This is a genomic window from Nonomuraea sp. B10E15 (genome assembly GCF_039871615.1).
GTDB lineage: Bacteria > Actinomycetota > Actinomycetes > Streptosporangiales > Streptosporangiaceae > Nonomuraea.
This window is the reverse complement of sequence record NZ_JBDPMB010000005.1, coordinates 177,754-195,960: the sequence shown is the minus strand read 5'-3', so window position 1 is coordinate 195,960 and position 18,207 is coordinate 177,754. Positions and strand designations below refer to the sequence as shown.

At 72.0% G+C, this 18,207-nt stretch carries 16 protein-coding genes; 7 read left to right on the top strand and 9 right to left on the bottom strand.

What is annotated here, in order from left to right; translation table 11 throughout:
* The first annotated feature begins 244 nt into the window (after window positions 1-244).
* From ABGB14_RS18725 to ABGB14_RS18710, 4 genes are all read left to right on the top strand, one after another.
* Window positions 245-988, top strand: a complete 744-nt coding sequence (locus tag ABGB14_RS18725) for a DUF3152 domain-containing protein (RefSeq protein WP_347644954.1) — start codon at window positions 245-247, stop codon at window positions 986-988.
* Window positions 989-1,001: 13 nt separating this feature from the next.
* Entirely contained in the window at window positions 1,002-2,435 is a 1,434-nt protein-coding gene (locus ABGB14_RS18720) for a carboxylesterase family protein (RefSeq protein ID WP_347644953.1), read from the top strand.
* Between the two features lie 230 nt (window positions 2,436-2,665).
* Complete coding sequence (locus ABGB14_RS18715; protein ID WP_347644952.1) at window positions 2,666-3,781, top strand: MBL fold metallo-hydrolase; 1,116 nt, start codon at window positions 2,666-2,668, stop codon at window positions 3,779-3,781.
* A gap of 29 nt (window positions 3,782-3,810) precedes the next feature.
* On the top strand, window positions 3,811-4,761 hold the full coding sequence (locus ABGB14_RS18710) for a pirin family protein (RefSeq protein ID WP_347644951.1): 951 nt from the start codon (window positions 3,811-3,813) through the stop codon (window positions 4,759-4,761).
* A 13-nt stretch (window positions 4,762-4,774) separates the two neighbouring features.
* Here ABGB14_RS18710 and ABGB14_RS18705 read toward each other — a convergent pair whose 3' ends face one another.
* From ABGB14_RS18705 to ABGB14_RS18685, 5 genes are read right to left on the bottom strand one after another with little or no spacing between them, the layout of a single operon-like run.
* On the bottom strand, window positions 4,775-5,728 hold the full coding sequence (locus tag ABGB14_RS18705) for an ABC transporter permease (RefSeq protein ID WP_347644950.1): 954 nt from the start codon (window positions 5,726-5,728) through the stop codon (window positions 4,775-4,777).
* Window positions 5,725-6,696, bottom strand: coding sequence for an ABC transporter permease (locus ABGB14_RS18700; protein ID WP_347644949.1), 972 nt, complete (start codon window positions 6,694-6,696; stop codon window positions 5,725-5,727). The genes ABGB14_RS18705 and ABGB14_RS18700 overlap by 4 nt, the downstream gene beginning before the upstream one ends.
* Complete coding sequence (locus ABGB14_RS18695; protein WP_347644948.1) at window positions 6,689-8,263, bottom strand: sugar ABC transporter ATP-binding protein; 1,575 nt, start codon at window positions 8,261-8,263, stop codon at window positions 6,689-6,691. Before ABGB14_RS18695 ends, ABGB14_RS18700 begins: the two co-directional genes overlap by 8 nt.
* Entirely contained in the window at window positions 8,250-9,317 is a 1,068-nt protein-coding gene (locus ABGB14_RS18690; RefSeq protein ID WP_347644947.1) for an ABC transporter substrate-binding protein, read from the bottom strand. Before ABGB14_RS18690 ends, ABGB14_RS18695 begins: the two co-directional genes overlap by 14 nt.
* A 58-nt stretch (window positions 9,318-9,375) precedes the next feature.
* Window positions 9,376-11,919, bottom strand: a complete 2,544-nt coding sequence (locus ABGB14_RS18685; protein ID WP_347644946.1) for a PA14 domain-containing protein — start codon at window positions 11,917-11,919, stop codon at window positions 9,376-9,378.
* Window positions 11,920-12,080: 161 nt separating this feature from the next.
* Here ABGB14_RS18685 and ABGB14_RS18680 point away from each other — a divergent pair, with 161 nt between their 5' ends.
* Both ABGB14_RS18680 and ABGB14_RS18675 read left to right on the top strand, forming a co-directional pair.
* On the top strand, window positions 12,081-12,881 hold the full coding sequence (locus ABGB14_RS18680; protein ID WP_347644945.1) for a DeoR/GlpR family DNA-binding transcription regulator: 801 nt from the start codon (window positions 12,081-12,083) through the stop codon (window positions 12,879-12,881).
* Between the two features lie 86 nt (window positions 12,882-12,967).
* Window positions 12,968-14,461, top strand: a complete 1,494-nt coding sequence (locus ABGB14_RS18675) for a sugar ABC transporter ATP-binding protein (RefSeq protein WP_347644944.1) — start codon at window positions 12,968-12,970, stop codon at window positions 14,459-14,461.
* Window positions 14,462-14,465: 4 nt separating this feature from the next.
* Here ABGB14_RS18675 and ABGB14_RS18670 read toward each other — a convergent pair whose 3' ends face one another.
* A complete protein-coding gene (locus tag ABGB14_RS18670) occupies window positions 14,466-15,167 on the bottom strand; it encodes a hypothetical protein (RefSeq protein WP_347644943.1) in 702 nt (233 codons plus the stop codon).
* 88 nt (window positions 15,168-15,255) lie between these two features.
* The gene (locus ABGB14_RS18665) at window positions 15,256-16,098 is read right to left on the bottom strand and encodes an RNA-guided endonuclease TnpB family protein (protein WP_347644942.1); all 843 of its coding nucleotides are present in this window, start codon (window positions 16,096-16,098) and stop codon (window positions 15,256-15,258) included.
* A 37-nt stretch (window positions 16,099-16,135) separates the two neighbouring features.
* Here ABGB14_RS18665 and ABGB14_RS18660 point away from each other — a divergent pair, with 37 nt between their 5' ends.
* On the top strand, window positions 16,136-16,285 hold the full coding sequence (locus ABGB14_RS18660; RefSeq protein ID WP_347644941.1) for an Arc family DNA-binding protein: 150 nt from the start codon (window positions 16,136-16,138) through the stop codon (window positions 16,283-16,285).
* Between the two features lie 113 nt (window positions 16,286-16,398).
* Here the strand turns inward: ABGB14_RS18660 and ABGB14_RS18655 are convergent, their stop codons facing one another.
* Both ABGB14_RS18655 and ABGB14_RS18650 read right to left on the bottom strand, forming a co-directional pair.
* Window positions 16,399-17,001: a hypothetical protein gene (locus tag ABGB14_RS18655; RefSeq protein WP_347644940.1), complete on the bottom strand. Its 603-nt coding sequence runs from the start codon at window positions 16,999-17,001 to the stop codon at window positions 16,399-16,401.
* The gene (locus ABGB14_RS18650; RefSeq protein WP_347644939.1) at window positions 16,935-18,131 is read right to left on the bottom strand and encodes a serine/threonine-protein kinase; all 1,197 of its coding nucleotides are present in this window, start codon (window positions 18,129-18,131) and stop codon (window positions 16,935-16,937) included. Before ABGB14_RS18650 ends, ABGB14_RS18655 begins: the two co-directional genes overlap by 67 nt.
* Window positions 18,132-18,207: the final 76 nt, after the last annotated feature.

The following is an 18,207-nucleotide window of genomic DNA, read 5'->3' as shown; positions in this document are numbered from 1 at the left end:
ACGCCCGCCCGCGCCACCTCCCGTGTCGCGCCCCGGAGCCCGGGCCCTGCCGCACGACCGAAGCCGCCGTTCGGCACGGAGACCATGGCCGGCGAATGCACCATCACCACATAGGTCGCTGAAAAGTCGTACAACCCACAAGGCACCCCCTTCACCGGCGCAACCCCCACCCCACCCGACAAGCGTGACAAGCAGCCTCGTATGATCGGATTTCTCCCCACCGTGATCTCGTGGGGAGGCCACGTTGCCGCTGCTCGCACTGCTGCTGATGCTCCTGCTCCTGCTGGCCACCGGATGCGGCACCGAGCCGGCCGCCCCACCAGGCGCCCCACCAGGCGCCCCACCGGCTGCCTCACCGGCCGCGACCCCCGGCAGCACCTCCAGCGAGCCGCCGCCACCCCGCGGACGGCGACCGCCCGCGCCCGTGCGGGTGCCGCACGCGGCGTCGGGGACGTACGCAGTCGTGCGCGGCGGCGCGCCCGCGAGGCCGGGACGCGGCCCGGTGGTGCGGTACCTCGTCGAGGTGGAGCGCGGCCTGCCGTTCGATCCCCGTACGTTCGCCTCCGAGGTGCACCGCACGCTCAACGACGAGCGAGGCTGGGGGCGTTTCCGCAGGGTCGATCATCCGCCGGTGAGGGTGCGCGTCGCCCTGTCCAGCCCTCGCCTCACCAGCCGCCAGTGCCGGCCGCTGCGCACCGGGGGCACCCTCTCCTGCTGGAACGGAACCCGTTCGGTCATCAACGCCCTGCGCTGGGCCAGGGGCGTCCCGCAGTACGACGGCGACCTGACCGCCTACCGGCACTACCTGATCAGCCATGAGGTGGGGCACAGCCTCGGGCACGGCCACCGCCGCTGCCCGGGCCCCGGCCGGCCGGCCCCGGTGATGGCGCAGCAATCCAAGTCGCTGGGTGGCTGCCGCCCCAATCCGTGGCCGTTTCCGGGTCGCAAATCTCGCGAAAAACACCAGACTGAAGATCGGAGACGCTGAAGGAAGGAATCGAATGATCACTATCGGCGCCGGCCGGGTACGCGGTTCTGAGCAGAACGGCATCTCGGTCTTCAAGGGCATACCGTTCGCGAAGACCCCGTTCGGGCCGCTGCGGTTCGCCGCGCCCGTTCCGCCCGACCCGTGGGACGGCGTGCTGGAGGCCGTACGGTTCGGCCCGCGGCCGCCCCAGCCGCCGATGATGCCCGGCCTGCCCGCGTGGAGCCCGGACGAAGGGCTCGACTGCCTCACCGTCAACGTCTGGACGCCCGACCCCGGCGGTTCCGGCCTGCCGGTCATGGTGTGGATCTACGGCGGCGCGTACCGCTCGGGCTGCGCCGACCTGCCCGTCTACGACGGCGCGACGCTGGCGGGCCACGGCGTCGTGGTGGTCACGTTCAACCACCGGGTCGGCATGGAGGGGTACGGCCACGTTCCCGGCGCTCCTGACAACCGGGGCCTGCTGGACTCGGTGGCCGCGCTGCGCTGGGTGCGGGAGAACATCGCCGCGTTCGGCGGCGACCCGGGCAACGTCACGGTGTTCGGCGAGTCGGCGGGCGCCGGCGCCGTCGCCTGCCTGATGGCGATGCCCCTGGCCGGCGGCCTGTTCCGGCGGGCCATCGCGCAGAGCGTGCCGGGGATGTTCTTCACGCCGGCGCACGCGGCGCGGGTCACGGAGTCGATCGTCGCCAGGACCGGGGGAAGATCCCCGTACGACAGCCCCGCGGAGGTGCTGGTGGCGGCGGCGGAGGCGGTCGCCACCGAGGACATCCCGGGAAATCCCCGTGAATGGGGGCCGATCGCGTTCGCCCCGATCGCCTTCGCGCCCGTGGTGGACGGCGAGGTGCTGCCCGACACGCCGTGGAACGCCCTGGCCGCCGGAGCGAGCCGGGACGTCGAGCTGATCGCGGGCTTCAACCGGGACGAGTACCGGATGTTCCACGTCATGGGCGGCGGGCGGTTCGACGACGTCGGGCGGGCCATGCGCGTCCTCGCGCCCGCCGGGGCCGAGCGTGCCTACCGCGAGGCGTTCCCGGAGGCGTCCGACGAGGACCTGTACGTGACGCTGCTCTCGGACTGGATGTTCAGGATGCCGAGCGCGCTGCTCGCCGACGCGCACACCGGCACGACCTTCGCCTACGAACTGACCTGGGCGCCCACGCCGGTGTTCCGGGCCTGCCACGGCCTGGACGTGCCGCTCACCTTCGGGGCGCTCGACGACGAGCTGGCGCAGATGCTCGCCGGCGAGTCTCCCGACCTGCCGAAGCTGTCGGACCAGGTCCGCACGGCCTGGACGGCGTTCGCCGCCACCGGAGACCCGGGCTGGCCCCGGTACGACGCGGCGACCGCCACCACCCACGTCTTCGACGTCGGACCCGCCGACCTGAACGACCCGGAGGCGGCCTCGCGCGCCATCTGGTCGGAGCGGGGCTTCTCCCCGATCGGCTGACCGCCGAGCCCCGCGGCCACCGATGCGCGCCCTGGCGCGCCCACGCCGCCATCCTGTCCACCGGCGCGCCGCGCTCGCCACGTGGCCGGTCCCGCCGGCAGCGTCGACCACATCGTGGATGGCGGGGCGATCAAGCCAGTGGGAACTATCGCGATATATCGTAGGTTGGGGAACACCGGGGTATCCCGCCGGGTTGAGCGGGACCGACTGAATTTCCAGGGGAGTGAGCGATGGCACGAATGCGGACGGCACGGCGCGTCCTCGCGGGTGGTGCGGCCCTCGCCGCAGCCGGCTGGGCACTGCGCGACCTGCCCGTGGAGCTGGGCGTACGGCCACTGACGTCGGGGCCCGACCGGGAGGGGCGGATACGACGTTCGCCGCAGTTCAGGGACGGCGCGTTCGCCAACCCGACGCCGGAGACGGCCCTGGCCAGGCCGCCCGCGAGCATGCTCGGCGACCTGGCCAGGGACAGGGAGCAGCGCCGCCCCGGCGGCATCGTCCCGATGCGCGTCCCGCCGTCCGGCCCGCCGCCCGCCGACGGCGTGCGGGCCGTCTGGTACGGCCACGCCTCCACGCTGGTCGAGATCGAGGGCAGGCGGGTGCTGTTCGACCCGGTGTGGAGCACGCGGGCCTCGCCCTCGCACCTCATCGGCCCGAAGCGCCACCATCCGGTTCCCGTGGAGCTCCGCGAACTGCCGCAGGTCGACGCGATCGCCATCTCCCACGACCACTACGACCACCTCGACCTGGCGACCGTGCGCGGGCTGACGCGGACGCAGAAGGCGCCGTTCCTGGTGCCGCTCGGCATCGGCGCGCACCTGGAGCGGTGGGGCGTGCCCGCGTTCCGGATCATCGAGCTCGACTGGAACGAGGAGGCCGAGGTCGCGGGGCTGCGCTTCGTCGCCACGGCGGCCCGGCACTTCTCCGGCCGGACGTTCACCCGCAACGACACGTTGTGGGGCTCCTGGGTCGTCGCGGGGGCGAGCAGGCGGGTGTTCTACGCCGGCGACTCCGGCTATTTCGAGGGTTACCGGGGCATCGGCTCGGCGCACGGGCCCTTCGACCTGACGCTCGTGCCGATCGGCGCCTACAGCCCGGCCTGGCCGGACATCCACATGACTCCGGAAGAGGCCGTCAACGCCCATCTCGACCTGGGCGGCAGGCTGCTGCTCCCGGTGCACTGGGCGACGTTCACGCTGGCCCTGCACCCGTGGGCGGAGCCGGTGGAGCGGTTGTGGCGCGAGGCCAAGGCCCGCGACGTCACGATCGTCGTGCCGCGGCCGGGCGAGGCGGTGGACACGACGGCCGCCCCGGTGGTGGACGGCTGGTGGGAAACCCTGGCCTGACCACCCGGCGCGGGACGTACAGTCGGAGCGTGAGCAACCTGGAGCGGGACCCGCGGGAGATCCGCTGCGGCGCCGGCCCGGACGGTGAAGGCCCGGACGGTGAAGGCCCGGACGGTGAAGGCCTGGGCGAGGTGCTGGCGGGCCGCGAGGTCCCGCTCGGCGGCCCGCGCGCGATGGCGGTGAGCAGGACCCTGCCCGGCCGGCAGCGGCGGATGATCGGCGCGTGGTGCTTCGTGGACGCCTACGGGCCGCAGCGGGCCGAGATGCGGGTGCCTCCGCACCCGCACACCGGCCTGCAGACCGTGAGCTGGCTGGTCTCGGGCGAGGTGCTGCACCGCGACAGCCTCGGCACCCTGCAGGAGGTACGCCCCGGGCAGCTGAACCTGATGACGGCCGGCCGCGGCATCTCGCACTCGGAGGAGTCGCCGCTCACCGTGTTGCACGGGGTGCAGCTGTGGGTGGCGCTGCCCGGCGAGCACCGGCACGCCGGGCCCGCTTTCGAGCACCATCCCGTCATGCCCGTGCTGCGCGGGCCCGGCTTCGAGGCGAGAGTGATCATGGGGGCGCTCGGCGGGGTGCTCTCCCCCGCGACCACGTTCACGCCCCTCGTGGGCGCCGAGATCACCGTGGACGGCGCCGGAGAGGTGCCGCTCGACGCGGGCTTCGAGCACGGGTTGCTGCTGCTCGACGGCGCGGTCGACCACCTGGAGCGCGGGCCGCTGCGCTATCTCCCGCCGGGACGCTCCCGCGTTCGGCTGTCAGGGCGGGGCCGGGTGCTGCTGATCGGCGGCGAGCCGTTCGGCGAGGAGATCGTCATGTGGTGGAACTTCGTCGGCCGTTCCCACGACGACATCGCCGCGTACCGGAAGGACTGGATGGAGGGCGAGGGGTTCGGCGCCGTCGAGGGGTTCGACGGGGCGCCGCTCCCCGCGCCCGTCCTGCCCGCCATCCGGCTCAGGCCGCGCGGGCGGGCCCGCTAGGTCCGGTCCGCGGTCAGGTCAGCCGCTGCGCCCTGCTCAGCAGCCGCTGCGCCACCACCACCAGCGCCAGGAACAACCCGCTCACCACCTGCTGGAACGCCGATGTCAGGTCGCCCACCTGGTTGATCAGGCTCTGGATCACGCCGAGCAGCAGCACCCCCGCCACCGTCCCCGTGATCCCGCCCGCTCCCCCGGTCAGGAGGGTCCCGCCGATCACGACGGCGGCGATCACGTCGAGTTCCAGCCCGATGCCGAGGATCGTGACCCCGGACGACAGGCGGGCCGCGTTGAGCGCGCCGGCCAGCCCGGCGAGCAGCCCCGACATCAGGTACACGTAGACCTTGGTCCGCGCCACCGGCACGCCCATGAGCGCCGCCGCCTGCTCGTTGCCGCCGATGGCGTAGACGTTCTGGCCGAAGCCCGTACGCTGCAGCAGCACCATCGCGGCCAGCGACAGGGCGATCGTGATGTAGACCGGGTACGACAGGCCGAGCACCTGTCCCCGCCCCAGCTCCGCGAAGGCCGGGTCCTTCACCAGATACGTCGTGGCGCCCTCGTCGGAGATCGCCAGCATGAGGCCGCGCACCCCCAGCAGCCCGGCCAGGGTGACGATGAACGGGGCCATGCCCGTACGCGCGATCACCAGGCCCTGCAGCAGGCCGACCAGCCCGCACACCGCCAGCGGCAGCAGCAGCGCCACGGCGAGCCCGTGCTGCGAGCCGTAGGCCCCCAGCACGCCTCCCAGGACGAACAGCGACCCGACCGACAGGTCGATGCCGCCGCTGATGATGACGAACGTCATGCCGATCGCGATGATCGCCAGGAACGACGACGACACCACCACGCTGACCGCGTTCCCCGGCGTGGCGAAGGAGTCGAACGCCAGGCTGCCCACGATCACCACCACGCCCAGCACCATGACCGCGCCGTGCTGCTGGAGCACCCGGCTCACCTGTCCGCGGTTCATCGAGTTGCACGCTCCCTGGTGGCGTAGACGGCGGCCAGGATGATGACCGCCTGGACCATCTGGGTCCACGACTGCGGCAGGTTGTGTTTGATCAGCGTGGCCGCCAGCAGCTGCATGAGCAGCGCGCCCATGACCGTGCTCAGCACCCTGATCCGGCCGCCGGTCAGCGGGGTGCCGCCGACGACGACGGCGGTGATCGCCGACAGCTCGATGAACAGCCCGAGCGACGTCGGGTCGCTGGCCTGCAGCCGTGCGGTGGCGAGCACCCCCGCCAGCGCCGCGAGCAGCCCGGAGATCACGTAGACGATCAGCAGGACACGTTTGACGGGCAGCCCGGACAGCTCGCTGGCCGACCGGTTGCCGCCGATCGCCACCACCTGCCGGCCGAACGTGGTCCGCCGCACCACGAACATCACGACGAGCGTGAGGGCCGCCGCGATCAGCACGATGACGGGGATCCCGGCGACCGAGCTGCTGCCCAGCGCGATCAGGTCGGGGTTGCGGAACTCGACCAGCTGCGGCACGAGCACGTTGGCCAGCCCTCGTACGCCGACCAGCAGGGCCAGCGTGGCCACGATCGGCTGCACGTTGACGTAGGCGACCAGCGCCCCTCCCACGGCTCCCACCGCGGCCCCGCCGAGCACGGCGACGATCAGCGCGGGCAGCCAGCCGTACCCGAGGTAGAGGACGACCAGCGCGGCGGCCAGCGACATCGCCGAGCCGACCGACAGGTCGATGCCCTGGGTGCCGATCACCAGGGCCATGCCCAGGGAGACGATCACGATGGGGGTGACCTGGACGAGCTGGGTGCGGAAGTTCGACACGTCCAGGAAGTGCGGGGTGAACAGTACGTTGAACAGCAGCAGCGCGAGCACGGCCGCGTACACGCCGTAGTCCTGCACCCAGGCGAACACGCGTGGTTTCAGCACGGCGACCCGGCCGCCGCCGTGGGTGGTGAGCTCAGCCATCGGACTGCTCCGCGATCGTCGCCATGATCCTCTCCTCGGTGACGTCGTCGCCCGACAGCTCCCCGGCGACCGCGCCGTCGCGCAGCACGAGGATCCGGTCGGCGCCCTCGACCAGCTCCTCCAGATCGGAGGAGATCAGCAGCACGCCCAGCCCCTCCCCGGCCAGCTCGTCGATCAGCGCCTGCACCTCGGCCTTGGCGCCGACGTCGATGCCCCGGGTGGGCTCGTCGAGCAGCAGCACCTTGGGCCGTACGGCGAGCCAGCGGGCGAGCAGCACCTTCTGCTGGTTGCCGCCGGACAGCTCGGAGACGAGCTGGTGCGGCGAGGCGGCCTTGATCCTCAGCCTCCGCATGAAGATCTCGACCACGCGGTCGATCTTGACGTCCGACACCACGCCGCCCCGGCCGAGCGAGGGCAGCGCGGCGAGCGCGATGTTCTCGCGGACGGACAGGGTCGGGATGATGCCCTCGGCCTTGCGGTCCTCGGGCAGCAGGCTGACGCCCGCGCGGATGGCCGCCGTGGTGGAGCCGGCGCGCACGGGCGCCCCGGCCACGAGCACCTGCCCGCCGTCCAGCGGGAGCGCGCCGACGATGGCCTTGGCGGTCTCGGTACGGCCGGCGCCGAGCAGCCCGCCGAGCCCGACGACCTCGCCCGGCCGGACGGACACGTCCACGCCGTCGAGGACGTGCCGCCGGGTCAGGCCGCGTGCCTCGACGGCCGGGGAGCGCCGGCTCCCCCCGCCGTCAGGAGAGCCGTCGGAGTCCGCGCCCGCTCGCAGGCCCGCGCGGTCGCGGGAGAAGCGGGTCATGCCGTGCGAGCGGACCTCGTTCAGGTCGCGGCCGAGCATCAGCGAGATGAGCCGCAGGCGTTCGACGTCGGCCAGCGCCCCCGTGTGGGCGACCCGGCCGTCGCGCAGCACGGTCACCTGGTCACACACCCGGTAGAGCTCGTCGAGGCGGTGGCTGACGTACATGACGGCGATGCCCTCGTCGCGCAGCCGCCTGATCACCCCGAACAGCGTCTCGACCTCGCGCGGCTCCAGCGACGAGGTGGGCTCGTCCATGATGACCACCCGCGCGTCGATGGACACCGCCCTGGCCAGGGCGACCATCTGCTGGGCGCCGACGCCGAGCGACCGCAGGGGCCGCCTGACGTCGGTCTCGACGCCGTAGCCGGCGAGGACCCGTTCCGCCTCGCCGTTCATGGCGGCGGAGTCGATCACGCCGAAGCGGCGCGGCTCGCGGCCGAGCAGCAGGTTGCGGGCCACGCTCATCATCGGGACGAGGTTGACCTCCTGGTAGATGGTGGAGATGCCGGCGCGCTGCGCGTCCATGGGGGTGCCGAAGGCGGCGGGTTCGTCCCTGTGGCGCAGCTCGCCGCCGTCCGGCTGGTAGACGCCGGTGAAGACTTTGATCAGCGTGGACTTGCCGGCGCCGTTCTCCCCCACGAGGGCGTGCACCTCACCCGGGCGGAGGGCGAGGGACACGCCGTCGAGGGCGAGCACGCCGGGGAAGCGTTTGCTGACCCCCCTGGCCTCGAGAACCGGTTCCAAGTCAGTACGCCTCACCGAGGGAGTCCTTGGCGTTGGTCGTGTCGTAGTCCCGGTCGGAAATGATCACCTTGTCGGGGATGGCCTCTCCGTCCAGGAACTTCTGCGCGGTCTCGAAGGCCAGCGGGCCGAAGCGGGGGTTCGACTCGATGACGGCGTGCAGCCAGCCGTCGGCGATGGCCTGGACGGCGCTGCGGGTGCCGTCCACCGACACGATCTTGATGTCGCCGGCCTCCTTGCCCGCGCCCTTCAGCGCGGTCACGGCGCCCAGGGCCATCTCGTCGTTCTCGGCGTAGATGCCGTTGATGTCGGGGTTGGACTGGATGAGCTGCTCGGTGACCTGCTGGCCCTTCTCGCGGGCGAACTCGCCGGTCTGCTCGAACGAGATCGTGATGCCCGGCGCCTTCTCCTTGACGCGGTCCTTGAAGCCGTTCGTCCGCTCGGTGGTGACGTTGTTGCCGGGGGCGCCGAGGAGGATGGCGACCTTGCCCTTGCCGCCGAGAGCGTCGATCATGCGGTCGGCGGCGCGTTTGCCCTGCTCGTAGAAGTCCGAGCCGATGAACGTCAGATAGTCGCTGCACGGCTTGGCGTTGATCTGCCGGTCGACCGTGATGATCGGGATCTTCTTGGCGGCGGCCTGCTGGAGCACGGGCTCCCAGCCGTCGGAGTTGAGCGGGGCGATCACCAGGAGCTGCACGCCCTGGGCGATGAGCTGCTGGACGTCGGTGATCTGCTTGGAGAACTGCGACTGGGCGTTGGTGACCTTGAGGTCCTTGATGCCGAGCTCGGCCGCCTCGTCCCTGATCGACTTGGTCTCGGCGATCCGGAACGGGTTGGCCTCCTTCTCCGACTGGGAGAAGCCGACCGTGGCCGTCTTGAGGTCGAACTTCGTGCCGCCGAACTGTTCGAGCGTGCACGTGGGCCCGGCCGAGCCGGTGGGGCTCTGGACGACCTGCTGCCCGGCGGTGCTGGTGGCGGCGGGCGCGCTCTGCGGCTCCTCCGACTTGGCGCAGGCCGACGCGGTGAGGAGCACGGCCAGCGTCAGCGCGGCTGCCCGGACATGGGGGGTCATGGCGTTCCTTTCCTATCAGGAGCCGTGCCCGGGCCACGAGGCCCGGGCATGGCGGAGCTCAGGCGCAGGGCGGGTTGATCGCGCCCGTCAGCGCCTTGTGCGCGTCGTGGACGCGCTTCACGTCGGGCTTGGTGACCGCCCGGTCGTACGTCATCAGGCCGTTGATCTCGGTCTCGACGTCGGTCGTCTGGGTGTAGATCGCGGCGCTGAGCTGCTCGCAGGCGTGCAGCCGCTCCAACTCCTCGATCATGCCGACGTAGCGGTCGGTGAGGGACTCGGGGTCGGGTTCGACCGCGTAGCCCCAGCCGCCGCCGGACCAGGTGTGGCCGACCATCGGCAGGGCCAGCCCGCCGTACTCGCCGATCACGTTGGCCCTGGTCCCCTCGGGCTTGCCGGGGTTGCCGGGGCCGGGGTAGATGTGGAAGTCCTTGACGTCGCCGTTGCCGCCGTCCACGGCGCCGCAGCAGTTGACCCCGCTCATGTTGTTCACCAGGCGCGAGGGGTCCCAGCCCTTGACCAGGTCGGCGATGCGCGCCTGGTCGTACTGCCCCCAGCCCTCGTTGAACGGCACCCACATCACGATCGACGGGCTGCTGCGGTGCTGGTCGACCAGCTCGCGCAGCTCGGTCTCGAACTGGGGCCGGTCGTCGGCGCGTACGGTCGACGGCATGTCCTGCCAGACCAGCAGGCCGAGCTTGTCGGCGTGGTGGTACCAGCGGTCGGGCTCGACCTTGACGTGCTTGCGCACCGCGTTGAAGCCGAGCGCCTTGGTCTGCTCCAGGTCGTGGCGCAGGGCCTCGTCGGTCGGGGCGGTGTAGATGCCGTCGGGCCAGAAGCCCTGGTCGAGCGGGCCGATCTGGAAGACCGGCCGGCCGTTGAGGAGCATCCGGTTGCCGGACACCTCGATGGAGCGCATCCCGAAGTACGACTCGACCCTGTCACGCTCGAGCCTGACCTCCAGGTCGTACAGGTGGGGGTCGTCGGGAGACCAGAGCCTGGGCTTGCGCACCGGGATGCTGAGCTCCTCGCCGGTCCTGCCGGTGGCCCTGCCGACCACGCGCCGGCCGTCCCTGGCCGTCACGATCACCGTGCCCGGCGAGCCGTGCACGGTCACCTTGACCGCCTGCCCCGGCACGTCGGGCACGGCGTCGACGCGCTCGACGTGGTCCTTGGCGACCGGCTCGAGCCAGACGGACTGCCAGATGCCGGACACGGTGGTGTACCAGATGCCGCCCGGGTTGAGCCGCTGCTTGCCGACGGCCTGGCTGCCGGTGTCGGTCGGGTCGTACACGCCCACGACCAGTTCCTGGCGGCCGTGGCGCTTGAGCGCGCCGGTCACGTCCACGCTGATCCGGTCGTATCCGCCCTTGTGGGTGGTGACCTGCTTGCCGTTCACGTAGACGGCGGCCTGCCAGTCAACCGCGTCGAGGTGCAACAGGACGCGCTCGCCGCGCCAGCCGCGCGGCACCTCGAACGTCCTGCGGTACCACATGCGCTCCTCGTGCCGGCCGATGCCGGACAGCTGGGACTCCACGGGGTACGGCACGACGACGCGTTCGGGCAGGTCACGGCCGATGGGCGCGGCCTCGCCCTCCTTGGCCGGGCCGAACTGCCAGGTGCCGTTGAGGCTCTGCCAGCGGTCCCTGACGAGCTGCGGCCTGGGGTACTCGGGCAGCGGCCTGGCCGGGTCGACGTCGTCGGCCCACTTGCTGCGCAGGATGTAGGCGGAGGCGTTGAGCACGTAGCCGTAGGTGTAGGCGGCCAGCTCGGTGCCGTCGGCGTAGGTGATGCCGCCGGTGCCGTCGTAGCCGGTGCGCACGGTGTTGCCGGCCTTGGCGGGGATCGGGTGCTTCAGCTTGAGCTCGACGGTCTCGGGGCTCTTCAGGGTCGCCGAGGTCACGGGCCAGGCCGTCCCGCCGACGGTGACGGCGAGCTTGCCGGCCGTGCCCGCGGGCAGTTCGGCGAGCGCCTTGGGGAAGGTGAGCGTGGCGACGTCGCCGGCCTCGTCGAGCCGGGCCTCGGCCGGGCCTCCGGGTTCGAAGTCCTCGGGCAGCGTGAACGCCTCCGCGGGGACGACGGCCTTCGGCTGGCTCGGGCTCTGCCACCGCAGCCGCAGGTGGGCGCCGCCGTAGTGCTCGAAGTACTCGACCTTGACGTCGTACTTCCTGCCGGCCTCCAGGGCGATCGGGGTGCCGGTCTGCTCCTTGTCCCAGTCGTCCACCCAGTGGTCGATGATCGGCTTGCCGTCGATCCAGAGGCGGAAGCCGTTGTCGCCGATCATGGAGAAGGTGTAGGTCTCGGAGTGCTCGGGCTGGATCTGCCCGGTCCACCGGACGGTGACGTCGTCCTCCCTGCCCGTCAGCATCGTGAAGACGGGGTTCAGGTCGGCCAGCTCCAGGTTGGGGTCGACGACGCTCGCCTTGAGCTCGGCGAAGTCGAACGCGCCCGCGGCCGAGGCGAGGTAGTAGTCACCGCGCAGGCCGTGCCGCTCGACCGCGGCCGAGCCGGAGGAAGGGGCAGAGGAGGAGGCGGAGGCGGATGGCGGCACCTGCCATAAGACGGACATCAGAACGGCGAGCAACAGCACGAGGGGCTTACGCAACGGGGGGTCCTTTCGGTGCGCTGATCACGTTCGGACAGCTTTTGACCCTGACATGCTCCAAAGTAAGCACTGCCGGACCGAGCCGGTCAAGATTTCCGATCAGATTCGTTCGCGTTCGGTCAGAGGTGAACGCATGTTGGCGCGTCGAATATGATCGGGACGTGAGCGACACGCAGAGCGACGGCCGCAGGCCCGTGTTCGCCGCCGAACGCAGGCAGCGCATCCTCGAGCTGGTGCGTGCCAACGGCGCGGTGTCGCTGCGCGAGCTCGCCCAGGCCGTCCGCTCCTCCGAGGTCACCGTCCGCCGCGACCTGCGCGCCCTGGAGTCGGAGGGCCTGCTCAACCGCCACCACGGCGGCGCCACCCTGCCGGGCGAGCTGTCGCGCGAGGCGGGCTACGCGCACAAGGTCTCGCTCGAGTCCGCCGAGAAGGCCGCCATCGCGGAGCTGGCCGCCGCGCTCGTGGAGGACGGCGACGCCATCGTGGTCGGGCCCGGCACCACCACGCAGGAGTTCGCCCGCCGCCTGACGCGGCACTCCGAGCTGGCCGTGGTGACCAACTCGCTGCTGGTCGCCCAGGTGCTGGCCGGCTCGCCGCGCGTCGAGGTGATGCTGACCGGCGGCACGCTGCGCGGGTCGATCCTCGCCCTGGTGGGCAGCGCGGCCGAGCACTCGCTGGCGGGGCTGCGGGTGCGCAGGGCGTTCATCTCGGGCAACGGGCTGAGCGCCGACCGCGGCCTGTCCACGCCCAACGTGCAGGTGGCGGGCGTCGACCGGGCGCTGGCCGCGGCCGCCGAGGAGGTCGTCGTGCTGGCCGACCACACCAAGGTCGGCGTCGACACGATGGTCCAGACCGTGCCCGCCGACCAGATCGACCACCTGGTCACCGACGACTCCGCGCCCCGCGACGTGCTCGACGAGCTGAGCGGCCGGGGCGTGCGCCTGCACGTCGCCCAGTTCTGATCGCCCTACTGATCGAATGTGACAAACCCGTTACGGGAATGTTTTCTTGCTCGACCACCATCAAGGTGGAGGCAACCGTGCTACAGGTGGCAGGCGTTCTCAAGACCTTCCAGGGCGTCACCGCCCTCGACCACGTCACCATGTCCGTACGCCCCGGCGAGGTGCACGCCCTGGTCGGCGGAAACGGCGCGGGCAAGTCGACCCTGGTGAAGGTGCTCTCCGGCGTCTACCCGCCCGACGCGGGCGAGCTGCGCGTCCACGGTGACCCGGTCAGGTTCGCCGGCCCTGCCGACGCCAGGCGGGCCGGGATCGCCACGATCCACCAGGAGACCAACCTCGTCCCCACCATGAGCGTCGCCCGCAACCTGCTGCTCGGCAGGGAACCGCGGGGCCGGCTCGGGCTGATCGACGCAGCGGCCGTGCACGCCCGCGCCGAGGAGGTGCTGGCCGCGTACGGGCTGCGGGTCGACGTGCGCCGCCCGCTCGCCTCGCTCAACGAGGGCACCCGCCAGCTCGTCGCCCTGGCCAGGGCGGCCACCGCGGACGCCCGCCTGGTCATCATGGACGAGCCGACGTCGGCGCTGGAGCACGCCGAGCTGGAGACCCTGTTCGGCGCCGTGACCCGGCTGCGCGAGGAGGGCCGCTCGGTCATCTACGTCACCCACCGGCTGGAAGAGCTGTTCGGAATCTGCGACCGGGTCACGGTGCTGCGTGACGGCCGGGTCGTGCACACCGGGCCGATGGCGGGGCTCGACCGGCTGCGGCTGGTCTCGCTCATGCTGGGGCGGCCGTTCCACCCGGTGGAGCCGCCGCTCGCGGCCGGCCAGGCCGACGAGCCCGCCGACGTGCCCGTGCTGGAGGCCACGGGCCTCACCCGCCACCACGTGCTCGACGGGGTGTCGCTGGCGGTGCGGGCCGGCGAGGTGGTCGGGCTCGGCGGGCTGCTCGGCGCCGGCCGCAGCGAGACGGCCCGCGCCATCGCGGGCGCCCTGCCGGTGGACGCGGGACAGGTGACGGTGGCCGGCGCGCGCCCGTCACCGGGGGCCCGCAAGTGGTCGGTCAGGAGCGCCGTACGCGCCGGGATCGGCCTGGTGCCGGAGAACAGGAAGACCGAGGGCATCGTGCCCACGCTGTCGGTGCGCGACAACATCGCGCTGGCCGCGCTGCCCCGGCTGTCGCGGGCCGGGATCGTGTCCGACGCGCAGGTGGACGGCATCGTGACGACGTTCATGAAGCGGCTGGGGATCAAGGCGGTCTCGCCCCGGCAGCCGGCCGGCGAGCTGTCGGGCGGCAACCAGCAGAAGGTGCTGCTGGCCCGGTGGCTGGCCATGCATCCCAAGGTGCTGCTGCTGGACGAGCCGACCCGCGGGGTCGACGTGGCGACCAAGCTGGAGATGCAGGCGCTGCTCGACGAGCTCGCCGTGGACGGGCTGGCGATCCTGCTCATCTCGTCCGACGTCGCCGAGCTGGTGGAGAACTGCGACAGCGTGGTGGTGCTGCGCGACGGCGCGATCACCGAGCAGCTGACCGGTCCCGAGGTCACCGAAGACCGCCTGCTGGCGGCCCTGGCCAAGGACTGACCGGTCAATAGACCGAGATGTGCGGGTGGTCGTAGTGGTTGGCCGTCGTGCCGCCACGGTCCGACATCGTGCGCCACGTCCCGGACGTGGCGTGCCAGATGCGCTGGCGATAGATGACGTACATGATGCCGAGCCGCTTGGCGTTCTTGATCGCCCACTTGGCGATCTGGTCGCCGCGTTCGAGCTCCGCCGCCGACGGCATGGCGCCGCCGCGGCTCAGCATGAAGTCGCAGGCGCGTCCGAGCGGATGCTCGCCGCCGTCCTGGATCGCCCGGAAGCAGCCGATCCCGTACGGCACGTCGAACCGGTCCTGGATGAGCTTCCTGACCAGCCGCATCCTGGGCGTGATGTGGTCGGACCCCTCGGGCAGCTGCGGCACCCACGTGCCGTCGGAGCGCCGCACGCCCGGCGCCTCGTGCAACTGGTCGATCTTGTCCTTGGTGCGTTCGATCTGCTTCTCGGCCTTCTCCTTGCGCTCCTCCAGGTCGCCCGTCGTGCGGGCGAGCTCCTTGGCGCGGGCGGCGGCCTCGCCGGTCGCCTGACGGTGCTCGTCCCTGACCCTGGCGTGATCGCGCAGCCTGGCGTCCTGCCGGGCGACGAGGTGCCGGGCCAGGGCCGTCCGGCCGAAGAGGGCCGTCGGCTCCCGCTCTCCGGACAGCAGGGTGAGCGCGCCGGGCTCGCCGCCGGTGTACTGGGCGACGGCCATGGCCCTGAGCTCGGTGGAGTGGCGGTCGTAGACCTTCTGGGCGGCGGCCAGCTTCTTCCGCGCGGCCTTCTCCGGGTGCTGCCCTCCGCTAGGCGGCGGGTCTTACGATCCCTCCGCAGGCGTTTAGCCTCTCCGCCCGTCCGGCGGCGAGGATGTTGATCGCGGCGTTGACATCCCGATCGACCAGGGTGCCGCACGCCGCGCACGTCCACGAGCGGACGTTGAGCGGCATCGACCCGGCCACCGTGCCGCAGGCCGAGCACAGCTTCGAGCTGGGGAACCAGCGATCCACCTTCACCAAGGTGCGGCCATACCGGGCGGCCTTGTACTCCAGCATCCCGGCGAACTGTGCCCATCCGGCGTCGTGCACGGACTTCGCGAGCTTCGTGCGGGCCAGGCCCTTCACGCACAGGTCCTCCACCATCACCGCTTGGTTGTCGCGGATGATCTGGGTGGACAGCTTGTGCGTGAAGTCCCGGCGCGCATCGGCCACCCGGGCGTGCGCCTTCGCGACGCGGGCGCGTGCCTTGGCGCGGTTGCTCGACCCTTTCGCCTTGCGGCTGAGGGCTTGCTGCGCCTTGCGCAACCGTCGTTCGGCGCGGCGCAGAAACCGGGGGTTGCCGATCTTGCGGCCGTCCGACAGCACCGCGAAATGCGTCAGCCCGAGGTCGACACCGGCCTCGGTGACGGCCTGCGGCAGCACCACCGCCGACGCCCCGGAAAGCCAGGCCCGTTCCGGGATCTTCTTCGCCTCGGTGACGACCTGCTTGGACAGCTCGCTGTCCGTGATGTACGGCAGACCGGATGCGTGGGCTTGCTGCCGGGCGCGCAGCGCGTCGTTGTACACCACCCTGGCGCACCCGAACGCGCGGGCCAGCGCCTGACACTGACCCGGGGTCGGGTAGAGGCGGAAGTTGTACCGGAGCTGCACGATTCGATCTTACCCGACGTGACACTACGATGGTGTCATGACGCGGATTACGCTCCGGCTTCCCGATGACGTGCACGCCCGGCTGGTCGCCCGCGCCGAGACCGAACGGCGATCCCTGAACTCTCAGATCGTGCACCTGCTTGAGATCGCGCTCACCGCCGACGAGGCGCACGACGAATCTCCTTGACGGCGATTCGTCTTTCCTGCCCCGCTACGCGGACAAGTCCACTGCACCACCGGCCCGAAGGCCGGAGCACTGCGGACGATCTTGGTAGACGATCATGGCCCGTGGCACGCAACTCACGGCCGGCCCCGCTCGCGCGACCGGCGTACCCTGCGGACCACGATCTGCCGTCCGAGCAGCACCGACCCCGGCACCAGCACGACCCCCAGAAGGCTGGAGCCCAGGCCCAGGCCGATGCCGGCGTCCACCAGGCCGTCGCCGTCGCCGCCGAGCACCGGCAGGCCGAGCGACACCGAGACCGAGACCGACAGGAGCGGCTCCCTGTCCCGCACCGGAGGGTCGGGCTCGTTCGTGCCGGGCGGCGGGTCGTCGGGCGGATCGTCAGGAGGGTCGGTGGCGGGCGGGTCGCCGGCGGTGGGCAGCGTCGTCGGCGGGGTCGTCGGCGGGGTCGTCGGCGGGGTCGTCGGCGGGGTCGTCGGCGGGGTCGTCGGCGGGGTCGTCGGCGGGGTCGTCGGCGGGGTCGTCGGCGGGGTCGTCGGCGGGGTCGTCGGCGGGGTCGGCTCCGGACGGCTGGTCCGGGTGGGCTCGCGAGTCGGCTCGCGGGTGGGCTCGCGGGTCGGCTCGCGGGTCGGCTCGCGGGTCGGGCGCGGCCTCACCACGGGCGGCGTGTCCGGCCGGCCGACGTGGGTGACGGCCGGCGGCGTCTCCCTGAGCGACACGCTCGGCTCCGGCTCCGGCGAGGTCGGCGCGGCGGACGTCGGGGAGGCCGCCGTCGGGGTGGCCGGCGCCGCCACGGACGCGGACGCCGACGCGTCCGTGGCGGCGGAAGGGCGGTGCCGCTCCTCGTGTCGGGCGGATCGCCCAGGACCACGAACGCCGACACCACCGCCGCCGCGGTCGCCAGCACCAGCCCGCCCGTCACCGCGAACTTGGTCGCGGGCGCCAGCGTGGTGTGGAACAGGCTCGTGGAGCCCCCGTCGGCCGCCGGCTGCGGCCGGGGCAGCAGCGCGGTGAGCGGCACGGTCAGGAGGCCGAGGCCGGCCCGTCCCCGCCGCTCCCAGTCCTGCCCGTACGAGGCCAGCGCGACGCCCTCCAGCTCGGCCAGGAACACGCGCGCCGACTCCGGCCGGGCCGCGGGGTCCTTGGCCAGGCCGTGCTCGACGATCGGCCGCAGCGGCTCGTCCACCTCCTCGACCGGCGGCGGGACGTGCTGGTGCTGGTAGGCCAGGGCGGCCACGTCGGTCCCCTGGAAGGGGCGATGGCCGGTCAGGCACTCGAAGAACACCAGCGTCGCGGCGTAGACGTCGGTCGCCGGGCCGGCCGGGGCCTCGTCCCACTGCTCGGGGGCCATGTAGGAGGGGGTGCCGACGAGGTCGGCCGTCTCGCCGACGTGCGCGGCCACGCCGAAGTCGACGAGCTTGCTCTCACCCTCCCGGGTGATGATCACGTTCTCGGGCTTGAAGTCCCGGTGCACGACGCCGCGCTCGTGCGCCTCGGCCAGCCCGAGCAGCGCCCCCTTCAGCACCACGAGCGCCGACTCCGCTCCGGTCGCGCCCTCGTCCGCCAGCAGCCGCCGGAGCGTGACGCCGTCGACCAGCTCCATGACGATGACGGCGTCGTCGCCGGCCTCGACGTAGTCCAGCACGCGGGCCGTGTGCGGGCTGTCGATCTCCTGGATGACCTGCGCCTCGGCCCTGAACCTGCCGGCGAACTCGTCGTCCTCGCGCAGCGGGTCGGACAGGTGCTTGATCGCGACCGCCAGCCCGTCGGAGTCGCGTACGGCGAGCATGACCCGCCCGGTCCCGCCGTGTCCGAGTTCCCGGATTTCGGTGTAGCCGGGAACGTCCATAGGGGACCTCCTGACCCGATAAAGATCCTTATGTCAGGACGCTAACCCGGTGTAACACCGTGTGTCGACCCTCTTC

Bases quoted from the DNA above. Each gene is read 5' to 3' on its own strand.
- ABGB14_RS18720 (WP_347644953.1), top strand. From the start codon at position 1,002: ATGATCACTATCGGCGCCGGCCGGGTACGCGGTTCTGAGCAGAACGGC.
- ABGB14_RS18715 (WP_347644952.1), top strand. From the start codon at position 2,666: ATGGCACGAATGCGGACGGCACGGCGCGTCCTCGCGGGTGGTGCGGCC.
- ABGB14_RS18705 (WP_347644950.1), bottom strand. From the start codon at position 5,728: ATGAACCGCGGACAGGTGAGCCGGGTGCTCCAGCAGCACGGCGCGGTC.
- ABGB14_RS18700 (WP_347644949.1), bottom strand. From the start codon at position 6,696: ATGGCTGAGCTCACCACCCACGGCGGCGGCCGGGTCGCCGTGCTGAAA.
- ABGB14_RS18690 (WP_347644947.1), bottom strand. From the start codon at position 9,317: ATGACCCCCCATGTCCGGGCAGCCGCGCTGACGCTGGCCGTGCTCCTC.
- ABGB14_RS18670 (WP_347644943.1), bottom strand. From the start codon at position 15,167: ATGGCCGTCGCCCAGTACACCGGCGGCGAGCCCGGCGCGCTCACCCTG.
- ABGB14_RS18660 (WP_347644941.1), top strand. From the start codon at position 16,136: ATGACGCGGATTACGCTCCGGCTTCCCGATGACGTGCACGCCCGGCTG.
- ABGB14_RS18650 (WP_347644939.1), bottom strand. From the start codon at position 18,131: ATGGACGTTCCCGGCTACACCGAAATCCGGGAACTCGGACACGGCGGG.